General features: G+C 45.6%; 13 protein-coding genes. All 13 read right to left on the bottom strand.

Annotated features, from left to right (window positions below):
• Positions 1-20: 20 nt before the first annotated feature.
• Complete coding sequence (locus tag QNO02_RS10445; RefSeq protein WP_289391946.1) at positions 21-2,093, bottom strand: beta-galactosidase; 2,073 nt, start codon at positions 2,091-2,093, stop codon at positions 21-23.
• A gap of 132 nt (positions 2,094-2,225) precedes the next feature.
• The gene (locus QNO02_RS10440) at positions 2,226-3,311 is read right to left on the bottom strand and encodes a glycoside hydrolase family 53 protein (protein ID WP_289391945.1); all 1,086 of its coding nucleotides are present in this window, start codon (positions 3,309-3,311) and stop codon (positions 2,226-2,228) included.
• A 32-nt stretch (positions 3,312-3,343) separates the two neighbouring features.
• On the bottom strand, positions 3,344-4,222 hold the full coding sequence (locus tag QNO02_RS10435; protein WP_074094501.1) for a carbohydrate ABC transporter permease: 879 nt from the start codon (positions 4,220-4,222) through the stop codon (positions 3,344-3,346).
• A 29-nt stretch (positions 4,223-4,251) separates the two neighbouring features.
• The gene (locus tag QNO02_RS10430; RefSeq protein ID WP_074094500.1) at positions 4,252-5,142 is read right to left on the bottom strand and encodes an ABC transporter permease; all 891 of its coding nucleotides are present in this window, start codon (positions 5,140-5,142) and stop codon (positions 4,252-4,254) included.
• A 189-nt stretch (positions 5,143-5,331) separates the two neighbouring features.
• Positions 5,332-7,023, bottom strand: a complete 1,692-nt coding sequence (locus QNO02_RS10425; protein WP_289391944.1) for a type 2 periplasmic-binding domain-containing protein — start codon at positions 7,021-7,023, stop codon at positions 5,332-5,334.
• A 123-nt stretch (positions 7,024-7,146) separates the two neighbouring features.
• Positions 7,147-8,775, bottom strand: coding sequence for a response regulator (locus tag QNO02_RS10420; protein ID WP_289391943.1), 1,629 nt, complete (start codon positions 8,773-8,775; stop codon positions 7,147-7,149).
• 73 nt (positions 8,776-8,848) lie between these two features.
• Complete coding sequence (locus tag QNO02_RS10415) at positions 8,849-10,603, bottom strand: sensor histidine kinase (protein ID WP_289391942.1); 1,755 nt, start codon at positions 10,601-10,603, stop codon at positions 8,849-8,851.
• Positions 10,604-10,902: 299 nt separating this feature from the next.
• Positions 10,903-11,601, bottom strand: coding sequence for a hypothetical protein (locus tag QNO02_RS10410; protein WP_091032095.1), 699 nt, complete (start codon positions 11,599-11,601; stop codon positions 10,903-10,905).
• A gap of 181 nt (positions 11,602-11,782) precedes the next feature.
• Positions 11,783-13,312 carry an ABC transporter substrate-binding protein gene (locus QNO02_RS10405; RefSeq protein WP_036609560.1) on the bottom strand — a complete coding sequence of 510 codons (1,530 nt, stop codon included), beginning with the start codon at positions 13,310-13,312 and terminating at the stop codon, positions 11,783-11,785.
• Positions 13,313-13,445: 133 nt separating this feature from the next.
• Positions 13,446-14,354, bottom strand: coding sequence for a carbohydrate ABC transporter permease (locus tag QNO02_RS10400; protein ID WP_017689303.1), 909 nt, complete (start codon positions 14,352-14,354; stop codon positions 13,446-13,448).
• A 17-nt stretch (positions 14,355-14,371) separates the two neighbouring features.
• Positions 14,372-15,358: an ABC transporter permease gene (locus QNO02_RS10395; protein WP_076208980.1), complete on the bottom strand. Its 987-nt coding sequence runs from the start codon at positions 15,356-15,358 to the stop codon at positions 14,372-14,374.
• A 185-nt stretch (positions 15,359-15,543) separates the two neighbouring features.
• Complete coding sequence (locus tag QNO02_RS10390; RefSeq protein ID WP_176872703.1) at positions 15,544-17,157, bottom strand: response regulator transcription factor; 1,614 nt, start codon at positions 17,155-17,157, stop codon at positions 15,544-15,546.
• A complete protein-coding gene (locus tag QNO02_RS10385) occupies positions 17,132-18,931 on the bottom strand; it encodes a sensor histidine kinase (RefSeq protein ID WP_289391941.1) in 1,800 nt (599 codons plus the stop codon). Before QNO02_RS10385 ends, QNO02_RS10390 begins: the two co-directional genes overlap by 26 nt.
• Between the last annotated feature and the right edge of the window lie 79 nt (positions 18,932-19,010).

Below are 19,010 nucleotides of genomic sequence, written 5' to 3'. Positions count from 1 at the left end.
AGTAACATATAAAATCTATATTATTTCCGGTCAGCCGGTCTGCGCAGAACACAAATGTCATATGGCTTCAAGCTGAGACTTGCTTCCACAGCATCACCACTGAGCAGATCGGTATAGGACTGTCCATCTAATTCAACCAGCTTCTCATCTGGTGTGTAGTTCTGTACAAACACATAATCTGCTGTACCATCAGTACGTGTATGTGCCGTTGTTCCGGCAGGCAGCTCTGTTTCAAGTCCACGCTCAATGTTCAGGTCAGCGATTAGTTTCGCATAGAAATCATCATAGAATGGTGCTTTCAGACGTGTCGCTACGTAATATGCTTTTCCTGAACCCAATTGGTTAACCGTCAATGCCGGACGTCCGGCATAGAAGTCAGAACGGTACGTAGCCAGAGACTTCGCGCCTTCCAGATGAATCAGATCACACAGTTCAATTGCATCATACGCTGTATTAAGCTGAAGCTCATTGCCCTTCTCCGGAATGATTCCGTTCAGATCACGATCATGCAATCCGTCAATTTCCTCGGACCAGATGCCAAGTGTCTTACGAAGCGGGCCTGGGAATCCACCCAGGAAACACAGATCGTTTTCGTTAACAATACCAGACCAGTAAGTTGCTACAAACGTACCACCTTGTTCTACAAACTTCTCAATGCGTTCCCCGACACCTTCACGTACCAGATAGAGCATTGGAGCAATCAGCAGCTTGTACTTGGACAGATCTGCATCCATATCAATAACGTCTACAGCGACTCCCTTTTTCCAAAACGCTTCGTAATGCTCTTCCACGGTCTGCTCATACTTCACACCGATATTGCGTGGACCCTGGGAATCATTAACGGCCCAGCGGTTTTCCCAATCAAATATGATCGCAACTTCTGCCGGAACCGCTGTTCCTACAATAGCTTCCATGCCTTCAAGAGCCGTTCCTACGTCGGTGACATCTTGGAACACTCGAGTGTGTTCCGTTCCTACGTGGTCTACCACCGCACCATGAAGTTTCTCACTGGACCCCCGGCTTTTTCTCCACTGGAAGTACTGAACACTATCGGAACCGTGTGCCACAGCCTGGAGGGAAGAGAGCAGATGCATGCCCGGTTTTTTCAGCTTGCTGACATCTTGCCAATTCGTTGAACTTGGAGTGCTCTCCATCAGCAAGAACGGCTGACCGCCTTTGATGGAACGAACGATATCATGCATCATGGCGATCCGGGATGCCTGTTTCGCGTCGTCATCTGCATCATGCCAAGTCGGATAACTGTCCCAAGAGAGGAAATCCAGAATATCAGCGAACTTCCAATAGTTCAGACCGCCATAGAATTCCATCAGGTTCGTTGTGACCGGCAGATCAGGATTCTGAGCTTTCAATGGTTTTGTTTCATGGACGATAAAATCAGCTGTCTGATCCGTAACGAAACGGCGCCAGTCCAGATTCATCGCGTGTACCTGTGTCTCACCGTGTGGAGCCGGAGATTCCACTTGACTCCAGTCTGTAACCGTATGGCTCCAGAATGTCGTCCACCAGGAATGATTCAGTTCATCGAGTGTTTGATACTTCTTCTGAACCCAACCACGGAATGCTTCCTGACAATAATCACAATGACAATCTCCGCCGAACTCGTTTGAGATATGCCAGCCGATTACAGCCGGATGATCCGAATAACGCTCTGCCAGTTTTGTGTTGATCGCAGCAACCTTCTCACGGTATACCGGGGAAGTATAACAATGGTTGTGACGGAAACCATGCAGATTGCGGACACGCTTCTCGGATACACGGAGCACTTCCGGGTACTTCGCGGACATCCAGGCAGGTCTGGCACCACTTGGTGTAGCGAGGAATGCATAGATGCCGTTTGCTGCAAAACGATCCAAAACCTGATCCAGCCATTCAAACGTATATACGCCCTCTTCCGGCTCAAGGGATACCCACGAGAAGATACCGATGGACATCACGTTACACTTGGCAAGCTTCATCAAGCGAATATCTTCTTCCAGAACTTCAGGATAGCGGAGCCATTGCTCCGGGTTATAGTCTGCGCCATGCAACATGTGCGGGGCTTTGGAACTTACAGGTGGAAATTTGTATGTCATAAGGACAACTCCCTTGCTTTTTGAATTACAATTTTTATTGAATACAACAATATTCAAGGCTCAAATTAACAAGCATCATCTGGCATGACTTCATGTTTATTTATCAGATACAATTTGCGAACCTGTATGATATTACACGCATGTCACGGTAGCTGATTCTTCTGCAGTAGCGAGCGCTGTAAACGATTCCAACTTGCGACCTTTAAAATCAAACATGGTGAGGTTGCCCCAGTTATTCGGATGTCCGACGGACCATTCTTCTTTACTTGGTATCCAGGCAGGTTCCCAATAATAGAATCCGTGCCCCAAACCACCAGGAACTTCACGGATAATCTGCAGTAGATCCTTCAGATATTTGGTCTGTCCCTCTACACTTGCAGGGTATCCTGGCAACAACAGTTCTTCCTGATTCAAAATCCATTCAATGCCTTCCGGCTGCTCCAGCGTCCATGGATAAGCAGTTTCAACTACATTGATCGGTTTGCCATAACGCTCAGCCAGATCATGAAGATTATCACGTAACGCATCAAGTGTGCCATGCCACCAAGGATAATACGAGAGACCAATGATATCGAACTCCACACCCAGTGCTTCAAAGCGATCATAAAACTTGCGGCTCTCGGCGTTATCTCCACCACGATCAATATGTATCATAATCTGAATATCCGCGTCAACGGATTTGACCGCAGCAATTCCGTACTTCACAAGACCTGCAAAACGTTCCCACTGTTCATCCGTATCATGCTCTTCTCCACCGACACGCCCCTCATTCCACAACATGCCTGGCGTAATCTCATTGCCGACCTGCACCATGTCTGGAAGCGCATCGTGTTCCTTCAACGTTCTCAGAACGTCAGCCGTATACATGCATACTGCACGTTGAAGCTCTTCATAGGACAGATTCTCCCATGCTTTCGGCTTCCATTGATTGGCTGGATCAGCCCAGCGATCAGAATAATGGAAATCAAGCAAAAACTTCAAGCCCTGTTCCTTGATCCGTTTGGCTACCTCGACCGTCCGCTCCAGATTGCAGAATCCACCAACAGGATCATTCCAGATTCGAAGTCGGATCGCGTTAGTGTCATTAAACTTCAGGATGGACAGCAAGTCTTGCTCCTTGCCATCCACATCACTATAACTCCCGCCATGCTGTTCGATTTCATCCATAAAGGACACATCCATTCCCAGAATGAATGTCTTTTCCGTCAAGTTGCTCACTGTATCAACCTCCATTTATTTGGGGTACAGGCTCAGCCTTTAACTGAGCCCAACGTCATACCTTTGACAAAGAAACGTTGCAGGAAAGGATACACAATCAAGATCGGTGCACTTCCGATGAAGATCTGAGCTGCCCTTACCGTTGTTTGAGAGAGAGCTTCCATTTCTTTTGGATTCATGCTCATGCTACTCATATCACGTCCAATAATGACCGTTTGCATAAATGTAGCAAGTGGGTAATCCTTGGCGTTATTCATGTAGAGCAATCCGTCAAACCAGGAATTCCAGTGGAATACCATACTGAACAATGCAATCGTTGCAATGGACGGCATCGAAATGGGAAGGAAGATACTGAACAATGTTCTGAAATGGTTAGCTCCATCCATCAGCGCCGCTTCCTCCAGCTCTTTTGGAATACCGCGGAAGAAGTTCAGCATCAGAATGACAAGGAATGTGTTAACTGCTCCTGGGAGTACCAGTACCCAGAAGGAATCCATCAACCCGATCTTCTGGATAACCATATAAAATGGCACCAGTCCCCCGTTGAAAATCATACTGAATACAAAAATCCAGGAGTAGATCGTTCTTCCTTTGAACTCACTATTCTCTTTGGACAATGGATACGCCGCCAGGAAAGTAATCAGCAACGTAATGGCTGTACCGATAACTGTACGTAGAAGTGAGATCCAGAGCGAGTTCAAGAAAATTGGATTGTTCATCGTTTTTTTGTACGCCTCAAGTGAAAAACCTACGGGCCAGAGATTGACCAGATTTGCATCAGCAGCAGCCTTTGTACTAAAGGAAACTGCCAATACATGAATCATCGGTACGATACACATAATGGCGATCAAAATCAGAAAGCAGGTATTGACTATATTAAACACGCGATAAGGCAATGATTTATGATACATCGTGGTCCCTTCTTTCTCTGTTCATTCGTTTAGAATATGCGGTATCCAGCGTATTTTTTGGCTAAGCTGTAAGATACAAGAATCAAGATCATACTAATGACCGATTTGAATAATCCGATCGCGGTTGCAAAGCCCATCTCACCATTTTGCATTGCCGAACGATATACGAATGTATCAATGATGTCACCCGTTTGATATACGAGCGGGTTATACAAGTTGAAAATCTGGTCAAATCCGGCATTCAGTACGTTACCAAGTGCCAGTGTTCCTACAACCATCAGCATCGGCACAAGCGAAGGAATGGTAATGTGCAGTGTCTGTTTCCAGCGTCCTGCTCCGTCAATTTCCGCTGCTTCGTACAATGCTGGATTAATTCCGGCAAGGGCAGCCAGAAAGACAATCATGTTATAACCAAATTCTTTCCACACATCTGTCAGAATGACCGTAGATCGGAACCAACTGTTGTCTCCCAGGAAGAAATATGGCCCGAGTCCGAAGGTTCCCAGAACCCGGTTAACCAAGCCGCCTGTTGACAACAGATCTATCAAAATCCCGCCCAGAATGACCCAGGACAAGAAGTGAGGTAAATAGACAAGCGTTTGAATCGTTCGCTGTATAGCCATCTTGCGAACCTCATTCAAAAGAATGGCAAAAACAAATGGAACAAATAAATTAAAAATCAGTTTAAGTACAGCAATAATCAATGTGTTCCAGATGACCTGTAAGCTGTCTTCACGTTCAAACAGATATCTAAAGTTGTCCAGTCCAACCCATTCAGAACCGCTAATCCCAAGCCATGGCTTGTAGTTCTGGAATGCCATAATGATCCCGCCCATAGGCACATAACTGAAGATAATCAGAAAGATAATGGCTGGCAACAGCATAACGTGGAATGGCCAAGTGCGTTTCAAAGTTCTCATGATTGCTCCCCCTGTATTTCTTCCTACTCAAGTACTCCCTGAGTGGCTTATAATGCGATTATATCAACCTTTTACGGGGTCCAAACAGCACATAAAAGCAATATAAATGGCACAAATTCAACCACTTTGCCTCAGCTTGAATAAACAAAAAAAGCGCCCAGACCTTAGTCGTCTGAGCGCTGCTTGTAACTATTTTTTCACACCGTCATACCATTCATTGACCTCTTGAGTGATCTGGTCACCGCCACCGGATTTCCACGTTTGTACAAACGTATCAAACGCATCCGCTGGATTTTTGCCATAGATAATTTCGTTAAATGCCTGATTCTCGATTTTGTTCAGATAGTCCAGCTTGGATTTCATCGTCTGCGTTGTTGGACCTGTGAACATGTTTTTGAAGGAAATTTCTTCTTGGCTCAGCAAGACTTTCGCAGCAGCAGGAGTTTCCTTACCATAGTTCACGGCAACATCTTTTTCGAGCTTGGTTTCAGGCTCTTTGCCATCTGCCAGATTCATAAGTGCTTTCATCTGGGCGTCCGGAATACGCGCACCATCTCGCACAAGCAAATAACGTACAACGTTCACATACCCACCATCGATTTCTTCAATCGGCATTTGTTTTCCATCTGCATCCAATTGATAGTCGTAGCCTGCAAACAGACCGTTATCATATTCACTTCCTGGTTTCGGATCTGCATAATTATCATACAGGTAGTTTTGGTAAGTAAAGAATGCTTCTGGATTTTTCATATCTTTCTTAATCAATGTTACACCATTAACAAAATGTGTACCATGACGCATCGCTTTGCCTTCAGGGCCAGTTGGAATTTCAATCGGTTTCCAAACCGCACTTGGGACATTTTTCACCGTATCCTTCAATGGCCATCCACTCATCCAGTAGGGACCTGGAATAATCCCGGCTGTGCCTGCAACTGCTGGCTCTGACGTTTTGTTTTCATCCCATAATGCTGCTTCTTGCGGGATATATCCTTTTTTGAGCCATTCGCTCAATTTGGTCAGACCTTGCTTCATACCCGGATTGATAGAACCATACTCCAGCTTGCCATCCGAAGCCAGATTCCATTGTTGAGGTAAGGTGCCATATGCACCAAAGATCCAGGATACATCTCCCATCCATGTGTTCATGGATGTTTTGAAACCAACGCTGAGCGGAGTGACTTTTTCAGGAGCCAAGCCGTCCGGGTTATTGTTTTTGAATGCTTCCATTACTGCTTCCAGTTCGTCTATAGTTTTTGGTGCCTTCATGTTCAGCTTGTCCAGCCAGTCCTGACGAATCCAGAGAAGGTAGTCATTGTTGTAGGCATAGTCCAGAACAGGGACACCCATTCTTTTTCCATCACGACTGTACGGGTTCCATACATTAGGGTCCTGAACCATTGCTTTTTTCCATGTGTCGGAAGCGTACTTGTCGAACAGTGGTCCCACTTCCTGATACATACCGGAGTCAATTAAATCTTGAGCAACTAAATTATCCGGCTGCCCTATTGTCACAATATCCGGCATTTCTTGACCGGAGGACATAGCAAGACGAAGCTTGGTCGCAAATGCACTGTTCGTATCTGTCACGGACCACAAGGATTTGATTTCAATACCGAATTTGTCCTTGGCCCACTTGGTTGCCACGTTATTTTCCATGGATTCGCCATTTTTGAATTTTAGCTCTGGATCAATTCCCCAGGCTGTTGTAATCGTAACTGGCGGATCGTATTTCTCTTTGTATTCGTTTTCAGTTCCTGTTGTGTTTGAAGCTGCATTATCTCCGCCCCCACTGCCGCCTGAACATCCTGCAAGAACGACAGTTAGACTCAGCGTTGTAGCGAGAAGCGTCAAGAATCTCTTTTTCGTTGATTGCGCTCTCATGTTGTTCCCCCTTAAATCGTTTTGGTTACCCTTTCATTATAGGCTGACCAGGCCTTTGAGCCTATGATACGAAATCAAGATTTCTGCACCTTTGCCAACCTATATTCTGGAATGTTGTTGTAATTATGCCTGATCCCGAAATTCATTTGGTGTCATACCATAATGTTTTTTGAACATTTTGCTGAAATATTGCGGATTTTGATAGCCAAGTTCACTCGTAATCTCGTATATTTTTTTATTGCTATTCTTAAGCAGATACAGAGCACGCTCCATGCGCATACGAATCATGTAGTCCCCAAGACCTTCCCCTGTCTCTGCCTTGTAAATTTTCGATAGATATACGGGGTGTAAATATACCTTGTCCGCAATCATCTTCACTGACAGATCCTGTCCTGTATCTCTTGTAACCAACTCCTGAACCTGCTTGATCACATGTCTGCGGCTCTGCACACCTTCCTGATCGGACAACTCTTCCTGAAGCTTCGCCAGCATCTCGGTTGCCCAGCGCCGCAGCTTCTCGGGGGATTGAATCAACTGATGAGCAAGGAGCAGATCGAATCCCGCATGATCAATCTCATGCACCAGATGCCCCTGTTTATGGGCGATATACATAAATGCATTGGTTACCGACAGATACATCTCATACACGTGTTCTCTGGACAATCGAACCTGTTGTGCCGCGTCAAAGACCGCGTTCAGCTTAAGCGCTGCCGCTTCCCATTGCTTGGTCTCAAGCAATTGAGGAAGTACAGGCGGTTTGTACAGCTCTTCGAGCGCCTGCGTTGCATCATTCTCCGGTCTTTTGCTGAGTGCCTGATCCATGTCCATATAAGTAATCTTGTGTTCTTCCGGTCCTGAAAGGACAAGCGAACCCAGACTTTTCCGATAAGCTGCTGTTAACTCATTAAAGGGAAATGACGGTGTAACTACCATGGACAGGTCTCCCTGTAAATATCGAATGACATGCTCACGGAAAGTTTCAGCTGAGATTCTCAACGTCTCCAAGTCCATCTGCGAAGCTTCGATCTGATCTTGATTCTGCAAGAACATAACCAGACACTCATGGGGTCCGCGACCAAACCACACGTTAAATTGCTCTCCGAGTACTTCCTCTGCAATATTACCTACCGCAAAATCCATCAGATCCAAAGACTGCTGGTCCATTGATGAGAAGCGTCCTGTAAGACGAATCAGCATCATCACAGCCGATTGTTCCGGATCAATATGAATCTCATATTGTTGCAGTTGTTCCCGAAGTGCCCGCGCCGTGATCTCACGCCCCAGCAGCAGATCATGCATAAGATTTTCTCGTAAAATTTTATAGTCAGACTTCCGACTGTATAAAAGCCGGTGATATTTATCAAATTCATCCCACTCATCGCGAAGAGACGTGATGGCTGCCGACACCGATCCCATAAACTCATCATCGTTTACGGGTTTCAGGATATAATCCGCTGCCTGTAATTGAATGGCTTTTTTAGCATAATCAAAATCACTGTGACCCGTTAGTAAAATACAGCGAATATGAGACCAGCGCTTGCTTACCTCTGCAATGAGATCCAGTCCGGACATGCCAGGCATGCGAATATCGGTCACTACGATGTCTACTGCATTTTCCTCCATAATCTCCAACGCTTCATTACCGGATGCGGCACGTAGCACGGTCGTTACTCCAAGCTCTCCCCAGGGGATCGTAAGTTCCAGACTTTCTGTTACGTATGTCTCATCATCTACCAGCAATATATCAATCAAGTGATTCACTCCCTATTTCGTTCATTCTGCAAATGGATTCCATCGTGCATCATGCGCTACACATTCCAAGTGCTTATCCTTCATTCTCCAGAAGAAACTCCTGCTCGGCAGGCCATGACAGCGTAACGCGTAATCCGCCAAGTTCCGATTCCGTTATATCAAGCCCAGCCTGCTCCCCATATCGAAGCTGGAGTCTCTGATTCACATTCCACAGGCCACAGCCCATCTCCTGATCCATCGTTCCCCTGAGCTTACTCAGAAGCACCTCACGTGCCTCCTGCGTCATGCCTTGCCCATCATCTTCTACCACAAGAACCATGACACCGCCCTGTTTTTCCCCGGATACTCTTATTTCTCCTGCTTCCGCATCCGCTTCGATACCGTGAATTACCGCATTCTCCACTAATGGTTGCACGATGAGTGGCGGTACCTCCTGTCTTAACATCTCATCAGGCAGATCAATCTTGTAATGAATGCGGTCCATACGCATCCGTTGGATCTCCAGATAACAGCTGACAAATTCAATCTCTTCTGTCAACGGTACCACGTCCCGCTCCTGTCTTGTCGTATACCGATAATATCGCGATAGATTATGCGACATCGCTACAACAGCGTCCATACGCTTCAGCTTCGCCATACTTGTAATGAAGGAGAAACAATTATAGAAAAAGTGCGGGTTAATCTGCGATTGCAGCTGCTTCAACCGGGCTTCACGCACATGAATCTGTTCCAGATAAACGTGTTCAAATAACTGCTGGATCTGCTCCACCATCAAGTTGAAACGTTCGGACAGGAAACTGAATTCATTGCGGCCCTTTGGTTTAATCCTCACGGAATAATCTTCCTGCTTCAACCGCTGGAACCCGCGAATGAGTTGTTTCACTGGTACCTGTACCTGAACATAGAACAAATACGCCACACCAAAACTCATTAACAACAAACAAATCATGGAAGAATAGAACAGCATATTGGATTGATGAATAGGCTTCAGAATATCTGACAGGGGCATGTAGTCCACCAAATACCAGCCTGTTGTACTGGATTTTACCGTGTTAACCATGTAAGGCTCGTCCCCGATCACCACTGTACGGTTATCAACGTCCTGAAGTTTATGAACGGACAGTTCTTCCATCAACTGATTCGTTAGTGAACGATCTGAAGTCCGGTTATAGATGACCCCCGATTCTTCTCGGAAATAGAAGGGATCATGCCTGCCATCGTCTTTGAATTTGTCGAGCATATCCCGAATGTTGTCACTATCAAACTCCAGTTTAATAATCGTTTCCGCATTATTAGCTGGGTCTTTAATACCGTACGGAGATACCGTAATCCAGCTAAACATGAACCGATCATCTTCCCCATCCTGAATTTTGCGTACATCCCAACCGGAACCGATATTCTCCCTTAGCGCTTGTTTATCGTAAGAACGTGCGTCCCTTTCGGAAACCACCCTGCCCAGCGAAGGAGAATACAGATATAATTTCGTGGCCCAATTGGATGAGCTTTCCTGAATACTCAGCTTATTCTGAATACGTTTGACCAGGTTGATCGCATCCAGGTCAAAGTAGTTACTGTCCGCATAGATTCGCCGGAAGCTGGCAATATCAGGATCATGTATGAGCAGATTCGGCCATGAGGATAACAGTTCGATGTTTGTGTTCACTTGATTTTGGAAAAATTCAAGCTGATTACTATTTGATCGATTCAACTCATCTCTGAGAACAGCTGTTGTTTTGTGATTAGAGTACCAGTACAGAAGCACTACAGGAATCAGCATAATCAGAATAAGAATGACCATTTTGGAAAACAGATTTGTCCGATATGACATCTTTTCATCTCACCTTGTCTTAATTTGTCGTGACATTAATTGTAATGATGTAAGCGCTAAAGACAAACTATTTTTTTGAGACAAACCGATTCATTATCTAGCGTAAGCGTTACCAATTCAAGGGGAAAGGAGATAAAACCAATATTTCTGCACTAAATGCAACTTCCACGCACAAAAAGAGCCAGCGATTAGCCAGCTCTCTATCTAATTTCAGTATATATCTTTGATCTTTCTATTCAACTCAAACCTTATTCCACTTCTGTTTATGTAATTATTCTTTTTTTCTATAAAAATATCAACTATGGAATATCATAATCAAATACCGTATTCGCTCCATCCACGCCTACATCCAACACAATATCCATAAGCTTTCCATTGACGAACAGAGGGGATTCCGCTTTCCCGTAAAACTCCAACTTACCTGTAAACGTTCCATGACGTTCAATCTCAACATGTACGGGCCTCAATTGGACAGACTGCAAAGCTTCCAATAGTGGATCGTCCTTAAACTTATAACTGCGTGCGAGATCAGGCAATAACACGGCGGATACGGAATCTCTTCCGTAATTTTTGAGTGTCAGGTCACAGGTTGCTCGGGTCTCACCCGTTTTCAGCACGTTAAAGGTACAAGAGCTTGCATTCTGTACATAGGATACTGCATTAATGCCTGTAGCTCCCCACTTGGCGACATACATGAATTTATCCGTCATGTACGAGTAACTGAGAATGATAGCGATAACTACGATCCATAACCCTTTTGCAAGACCGGGGGATGATTTCCCGATTTCTTTGCGTGTAAGGTAAAAGCCGCAAGCGAAGATCCCCAATCCTAGGAAAAGTGTGATATGTACACCACTTAAATAAGACGTAGTATACGGTGATATACCTATTGCTGACAGCATGGTATCCCCAACAGAAAAACCAAGATGATGGTTAAATGTAAAGATGATAGCAAATAGCAATAAAGCCCCTGAGAACACAAGTCTGGTTCTCGACACACGAACACCCCCTAATCAACCACCTTATTATATCATATTTTTCCTATTTATGATTAACAATCCAAATCAAAAAAACAACATAAAAAGAACGCCTTCGGTTGTTTACCGAAAACGTCCTCCATTTTCACCGCTGACAAGAGCTTGTAGTAACACAGGTCTCTCTGTCATGGCTGACGATCATTTATTGCTTAGACAAGAATGCATCGAGTTGTTCCTGTTTGGCTGCAATAATTTTATCAATTCCTGCTGCTTTCAATTTCTCCAGATATTTCGGAATCATCTCATTTGGATCAACGGCGCCCGATGTCATACCCGGCTTGAACTGTTTGTTCACGTTGTTGACCGCAGCAATTTCATTTTTGACAGATTGGCTGTTGAATGTAAAGCCCAGTGCTGGAGACTTGACACCTTTGGCGTTAAATTCTTTGAACTTCTCCCATTTCTGTGGATCTTCATTATCCCAGAGGAAGTTCAGGAACTGGTTACCAAGCTGCCATTGGGCACCTGGGTTATAGGTACGACTGTTGGCATCTACGCCATCAGGGAGAGCAATGATATTATCCTGTCCGTCTTTTTTCACATAATGTGTACCTTCAATTCCGAAGTTCAGCAAGTTGTTAATTTCCTTGTCGGAATGCAGCAGGTTAATGACCTGCATCGCTTTCTCCGGTTGCTCGGAAGAACGGGAGATTGCAAGCATCGCTCCAGACGCATCACCCGTCGTGATTGTCGGCTGTGTCATCTCAATCTGAGTAAGTGGGAAACCCACATACCCTTCTTCTTCTTTATCCTTGCCTGGCTTCATGCCATCTGTCCAGAGAAACGCTTTTCCAGCCTTCGCCTGGTCTTTCGGGAACACATTAGAAGTAGCAGCATCACTGTTGATATATCCCGCTTGATACCACTTGCGAGCGAGTTCCGCTGCTTCTTTGAATTCAGGGGTCTCCACTTCATTCAGCACCGTTGTTCCGCCTGCTGTTTTGGAGATGACTCCAGGTACGGAAGCATCACCGAGATAATCCCAATCCAGATTCTCCAACAGCCCGTTACCGTTGGTATTGGACATATAGAATGGTGTGATGGCTGGCTCGTTTTCCTTGATTGTTTTGAGCAGGGGCTCCAGATCAGCCCATGTCTTTACAGCTGTCAGGTCCAGCTTATACTTGTCAGCCAGATCTTTACGTACCAACACACCACGTGTGGCAGCGAGTTCCTTATTCGTAGGAACGCCGTAATTCACGCCGTCTACCTGGGAACCTTCCAGAAAGGCAGGGTCCAGGTTTTTCTTAATATCCTGACCATGTGCGTCAAGCAGATCATTCAAGGGCAAGAATGCGCCTTTAGCCACATTCACCGTGTAGTTCTGCCAAGCTGCTGTGAAGATGATGTCTGATTTTTCACCTGAGGAAATCATGAGATTCAGCTTGTTATCCCACTGTCCCCAGTCAATTGCATTGATCTTAAGCGTGGCTCCGATCTTCGGTTCCATCTTTTTGTTAATCTCGGCTTCCACCAGAGCGACATCCTTCTGCGGTGTCCCTGGGTAGAACAGTGTCACTTCATAGGGTTTGCCCCCACCTTCACTTGCTCCTCCGCCTTCTGCGCCAGGTGTTGTTGTTCCACCCTTGTCTGATGAACAAGCAGCCAGCACCAGGCTCAGCGCCATAACCGTTGCCATCATGCGTGACCATACCTTTAATGATCTAACCAATTGAACCCCTCCTGTCATGTGTTGAACCATACAACCGAATTCCCCAATTCACAATTAAACCGATAACTACTTCTGTATATGCCCTTTCAGTCCATCTTCATTTACCTTGCCCACTCCGCTAACCGGTTCAGAGTTATCCCTTCACAGCGCCAACCGTAAGACCTTTGATGAAATAACGCTGGAAGAACGGATATGCCAGTACAATTGGACCAATACCGACCACAGCCATCGCCATTTGCAGAGTTTTGTTAGGCAGATTGAGCAATCCACCCTGCGACGAAATCTGTGAAGAGACGTTGGAGTTGGTTGTTAAATATTGAATATCGAGCAGCGTCCGGTACATAAGGTACTGAAGGCTAATCGTCCGGTTATCTGATATAAAAATCATGCTAAGGTACCAGTCATTCCAGTAATTCAATGTACTGAACAACGCGACGGTTGCCATTACGGGAAGAGAGAGCGGAAGCACGATACGTGCAAACGTTCTCAATTCTCCCGCCCCATCAATCCGAGCCGATTCCAGAATAGACACCGGAATGGAGTTTGCGAAGAATGTACGCATGACCAGTACAAAGAATGGGGATAGCAGTAGCGGCATAATGAGTGCCAGTAGGGAGTTTTTCAGATCCAATACGTTGACATAGACCAGGTACCAAGGTACCAGACCCCCATTGAACAACATTGTGAAGAAGATGAAAAAGGCGAACCAGCCCCGGTAAGGCAGATCTCTCCGTGAGAGCGGATACGCATATAATGCGGTCAGCGCAACGCTTGTAATGGTACCTACAACGGTAACGATAAAGGATATACCATACGAGTGAATGATCTGATCCATATCTCTGAACAGAAACTCATAAGCCGTCAGGCTGAATTTCTCTGGAATAAGCTTATAACCATTGGCAATTACTGTTGTCTCGTCCGAAAATGAGATGGCGAAGACAAGCAGGATCGGCACGATACAGGCAATGGCATAAAATAGAAACATCGCATGAATAACGGATGCGGAACGCTTCGATACGGCTAGTGGATCACGTGATTTCACAGCTGACTTGCCTCCTCTCAAAATAATGCATTATCTTTATCAATTCGCCTTACGATGGTATTGGATACAAGAACAAGCACAAATCCAACGATTGCTTGATATAGACCGGCTGCTGATGACATCCCGATATCTCCACCGATAAGGAACGTACGATATACGTAGGTATCCAGTACATTTGTTACAGGGAACAGCGCTCCCGATTCCAGTGGAACCTGATAGAACAGACTGAAGTCTGCATAGAATATACGGCCAATTTGCAATAACGTCATAATGACGATTAATGGGACGAGAAACGGAATGGTAATGAAGCGTATCTGATGCCATTTGGTTGCTCCATCGAGCACAGCTGCTTCATAATATTCTTCATCGATACCCACGACAGCTGCCAGATAGATGACGGCATAATATCCAATATTTTTCCATGTGTTCACCAGTGGCAAAATATACGGCCAATACTTCGGCTCTGAATACCAGTCGATCGGCTGACCGCCGAACATCTGCAGAATCGTTGAGTTCATGAAGCCTGAATCCTTGCCCAGGAAAGCCAGTACCAGATAACTGACCACAATCATGGACAGGAAATACGGCAATAACATAAGTGATTGATATAACTTGGACATTGCCTTGTTCTTCACTTCATTGAGCAGAATAGCAAGCCCGACACCTACAAAGAGATTCAGTGCAATGAACACCGTGTTATACGCGAGTGTATTTCGGGTAATTTCCCATGCATCACTGGTTGAGAACAAATATTTAAAATTGTCCCATCCACTCCATGGGCTACCCCAAATACCATCAGCATAGTTTACATTTTTGAATGCGATCAGAACGCCGAACATCGGCATGTAGTTGTTCACCAGCAGAAACAGGACACCTGGCAAGAACATGAGATACAGCACCTTGAATTTGCCAAGATTGTGCCACACAGACTTGCGCTTTCGGACTGTTTCTCCCGGTATTTCCGATATCCGTACTCCCTTACCCGCCTGGGGTTGTGTCTTCATAACTTGTTCTCCCTCACTCCTCTTGAATTCTTCCTCAGGATGAAGCTCCGTTGCGGCTCCTGTGGTTCAAGTATACGGCGGGGCGAGTAAGACCTCTATCTGCTGTGGTGACCTGTTGACTTATCAAATTATGACTTTAGTGCCAAATTAAACAAAACAAAAGGCGCAGCATGCTGCGCCCTGAACTATACGGTACGTGACTGTTTTCGAAACTCCTGTGGCGTTATACCCGTGCACTTTTTGAACATTTTGGTGAAATGCGAGTAATTGTAGTACCCCACCTTGCCAGCGATATCCGTCACTTTGACTGTGGACTGGGACAACAATGTCTTCGCTTTGGCTACTCTGCCCTGCAGAATAAACTCAGATAGGGACATCCCCTTCTCTTTCCGAAACAGACGTGATAGATAAGCGGGATTGAATCCGGCAAAAGCTGCAAGCTCCTCTCGCATAAGTTCTTCACCAATATGAGTTTCAATATAAACGCACAACTGATCCACAATGGTCATGGGGCTATGATCGTCCGGGTACAATACCGGGATAACACGATCAATCAGATCAGACGTCCATTGCTTCAACTGCGGCAACGACCTTGTCACCATACCCTCTTCCGGCTCCCGTTCACCCGGATACAGACTGCGTATTGACACGTTTTTCTGATGAAGCAGCGGATAGACCACATGCAGCATGGCATGATAGTAGAGATGCAGCATTTCAGGAGACAAACCCTCTTGGGCAGCAAGCAACTCAAAAATCTCATCCACACGTTCTCGCAAATCCCCCACTTTACCCGTCTCAAAAAGAATGGATAATTCCGAAAACCATGGAATAGGCAAAAAGCGATCTTCCTGATCTCTTCCCCGCTCATCATAGACAAAAACTTCTTCAAGCTCCTTAATATTGCGCCGTTCCATATCCATCAGTTCATTCAACATGCCTTGCAGTTCAGTTACAGCAACCGGGGCACCAACATAACAGGACAACCGACAGTAGAAATACGTACCACATTCCTGAATATACCCCTGACAACGTTGTGCCACTTCGCTCGCACTCGGGATGATGCCATTTTGCTCATAAGCAAGCACAATATTTAATCCACTTTGATCCTGAAACACCTCACCGGGCTTGTCGCCAAGCATCATCTCCTTGGCTGCATTACGAAGGGCATATTCCAATACCTCTTCGTCACGTAAATCAAAATCACGTACCCATTCCTCTACCGAGATCACAATGGGTAACACACGAGCCTGCGGATCAATCTCGGCACCATACAGCTCTGCGAGCTCTTGCAACCGTTGTTCGGTTAACGTGATACGCTGAGAGATGGCATCTTTCCAGAAGCGTTCCGTCAGCAGCGGTTTATGGGTTTTCCAGCGTTTGTATACGGTCTCATAAACTTCGTTGGTACGGGTACGCTGCTCTCCATCCTTGATCTTCTCCACTGCCTGAGTTACTACCTTAGTCAATTGATCCGCTGGAGCCGGCTTCAACACATAATCAAAGCTGCTTAGCTTAATGGCTGTCTGAGCATAATCGAATAAAGCATGCCCTGTCAGGAAAATGGTCAGTATGCCTGGATCATGTTTTAACACCCAACTTTGCAGGTCAAGCCCTGTTTCACCAGGCATCTCGATATCACAGATCATGATATCAATAGCATTAGCCTTTAAAATCTTTCTTGCCTCTTCGGCATCACCAGCACTGTATACCTGGTCAATGCCTGCTGCTTGCCAATCGACTCCTTCCACCATTGCTTGTAATGCATACACTTCATCATCCACGATCAACAGGTTCCGCATAGGCTCCCCCTTCTTCCTCTTCGGTCTGAGCGGGTAAATCAATGATGACTTTGGCGCCATGATTCACCTCATTGCCAAACTGCAAACTGGCTTGATCACCATACTTTACTAAAAGCCGATGAGCCACGTTCCATATACCGATATGCTGTCCACTCGGGTCTTCAGCGTATTGTCCATGTTGTAGACGCCCCAACAATTCCTCTTCAAATCCGACACCATTGTCCACAATCATCAGTTGAAGCACCGTCCCATCGTCCTGACCGGACGACTTCTCACCGAGGCGCGCCACGATCCGAATGACAAAGGCTTGTGTCCGGCGCTGAAATCCATGAATAATGGCATTCTCCACAAAAGGCTGAATGGTTAATGGCGGAATCACATAATGTCCCAGATTCGACTCAACATCCAGTTCAAAATCGAATCTGCTTGGAAACCTCAGCTTTTGAATTTCCAAGTAATGACGAATGTGCTCGAGCTCTTCATCCAGACGAATAACACGTTTGCCTGCACGCAGACTGAATCGAAAATAATCGGCCAGATGACCAGCCATCTGCTGCACCAACTCATGTTTTTGCAAGGAAGCCAGACTATGAATAATATTGAGCGAATTCAGGTAAAAGTGAGGATTGATCTGCATCTGTAATTGTTTGAACTCTGCCTCCCTCGTTCGCAGCTGTTCCTCATACACATCAATCTTCAGATGCCTGATCTCACTGGTCATTTGATTGAAACTTCTTGTCATAAATTCAAGCTCCGAAGAAGATGGCGGGTCCAGCTTCACATCGAGATCTCCACGACTCACCCTTCTCATGCCTCGGATTAACGCATTCATCGGGCGGAATAACAGATGCCGCAAAAAGATCAGTGCAGTAACCAGAATTACTGCCGCACCAATGGGAAGCAGACGAATGATCTGCTGGAAAAACGGGAGGTTACGCATCATGTCTTCCTCAGGCAGCAGCACGATATAATTCATCTCGGACATGGCCGAGGCAATACCCAGCATCAAATATTGACGTGCTTCTCCCTTGTTCACAACTTCAGAGATAACCTGATACGGATTCTTCAGGCCAGGAAGATGTGCCGCAGCCAGCCGAATCTGTGCAGTATTTAATGTGGAATCCGATAGTGCCCCACCGTCTGTTCCAACAATGACTGCGCCTCCCCTATCTCCGGATTCAGTGAATTGTTGTGTATGATTCAGTGCATTCATATCAACAAGTGCACCTGCATAGAACTGCTGGTTGATTCGCACCGTTTTCACCAGCGCATTCCACGTCCCGCCTCGCACGATGCTCCATTCCGGCTTCTGGATATCCCCTTCCAATTGCTGCATCTGGACTGGCATACTCTCCTGCACAACCGACTTTTTGACATCATAATTGCCTGAAGTGGCGAGCAGCAGATCATCATTCACGGCATCATATAGAAAAAAAGAATCGATTAGATTATAAAAACCGATATCTGTCATGAATTTGTTCATAATCCGTTGCTTTGCAATGATATAATCACCGCTGCCGTATTTCAGAAAAAACAGAGAGATGATATCCGGGTCCCGCTCACCCAGACTATATAAATACCGATTTGTCTCCTGTAATACACGTTCATTTTGCTCCACACTCTTGGCGAGATGATTCATATTGGTGAGGGATACTTTGTCACGTACAACTTTCATGGCGTAGACGTTGTTGTAATAAAGCAGCATGAATAATGGCAGCATGATCAATGTAAGGCCCACTATAAATTTAAAACGAAGTGAACGGATAAAGCTCATGGATTATGGATTCCCGCCCTTTTAGAGGTAGTTTAAAAAGTCCGCTTTTGATTACGAATTATGCCTAGCGGCATCATCA

The sequence above is a fragment of the Paenibacillus sp. PK1-4R genome, from assembly GCF_030369595.1.
GTDB lineage: Bacteria > Bacillota > Bacilli > Paenibacillales > Paenibacillaceae > Paenibacillus.
Note: the sequence above shows the minus strand (reverse complement) of the source record. Positions and strands in the feature narration are given on the sequence as shown.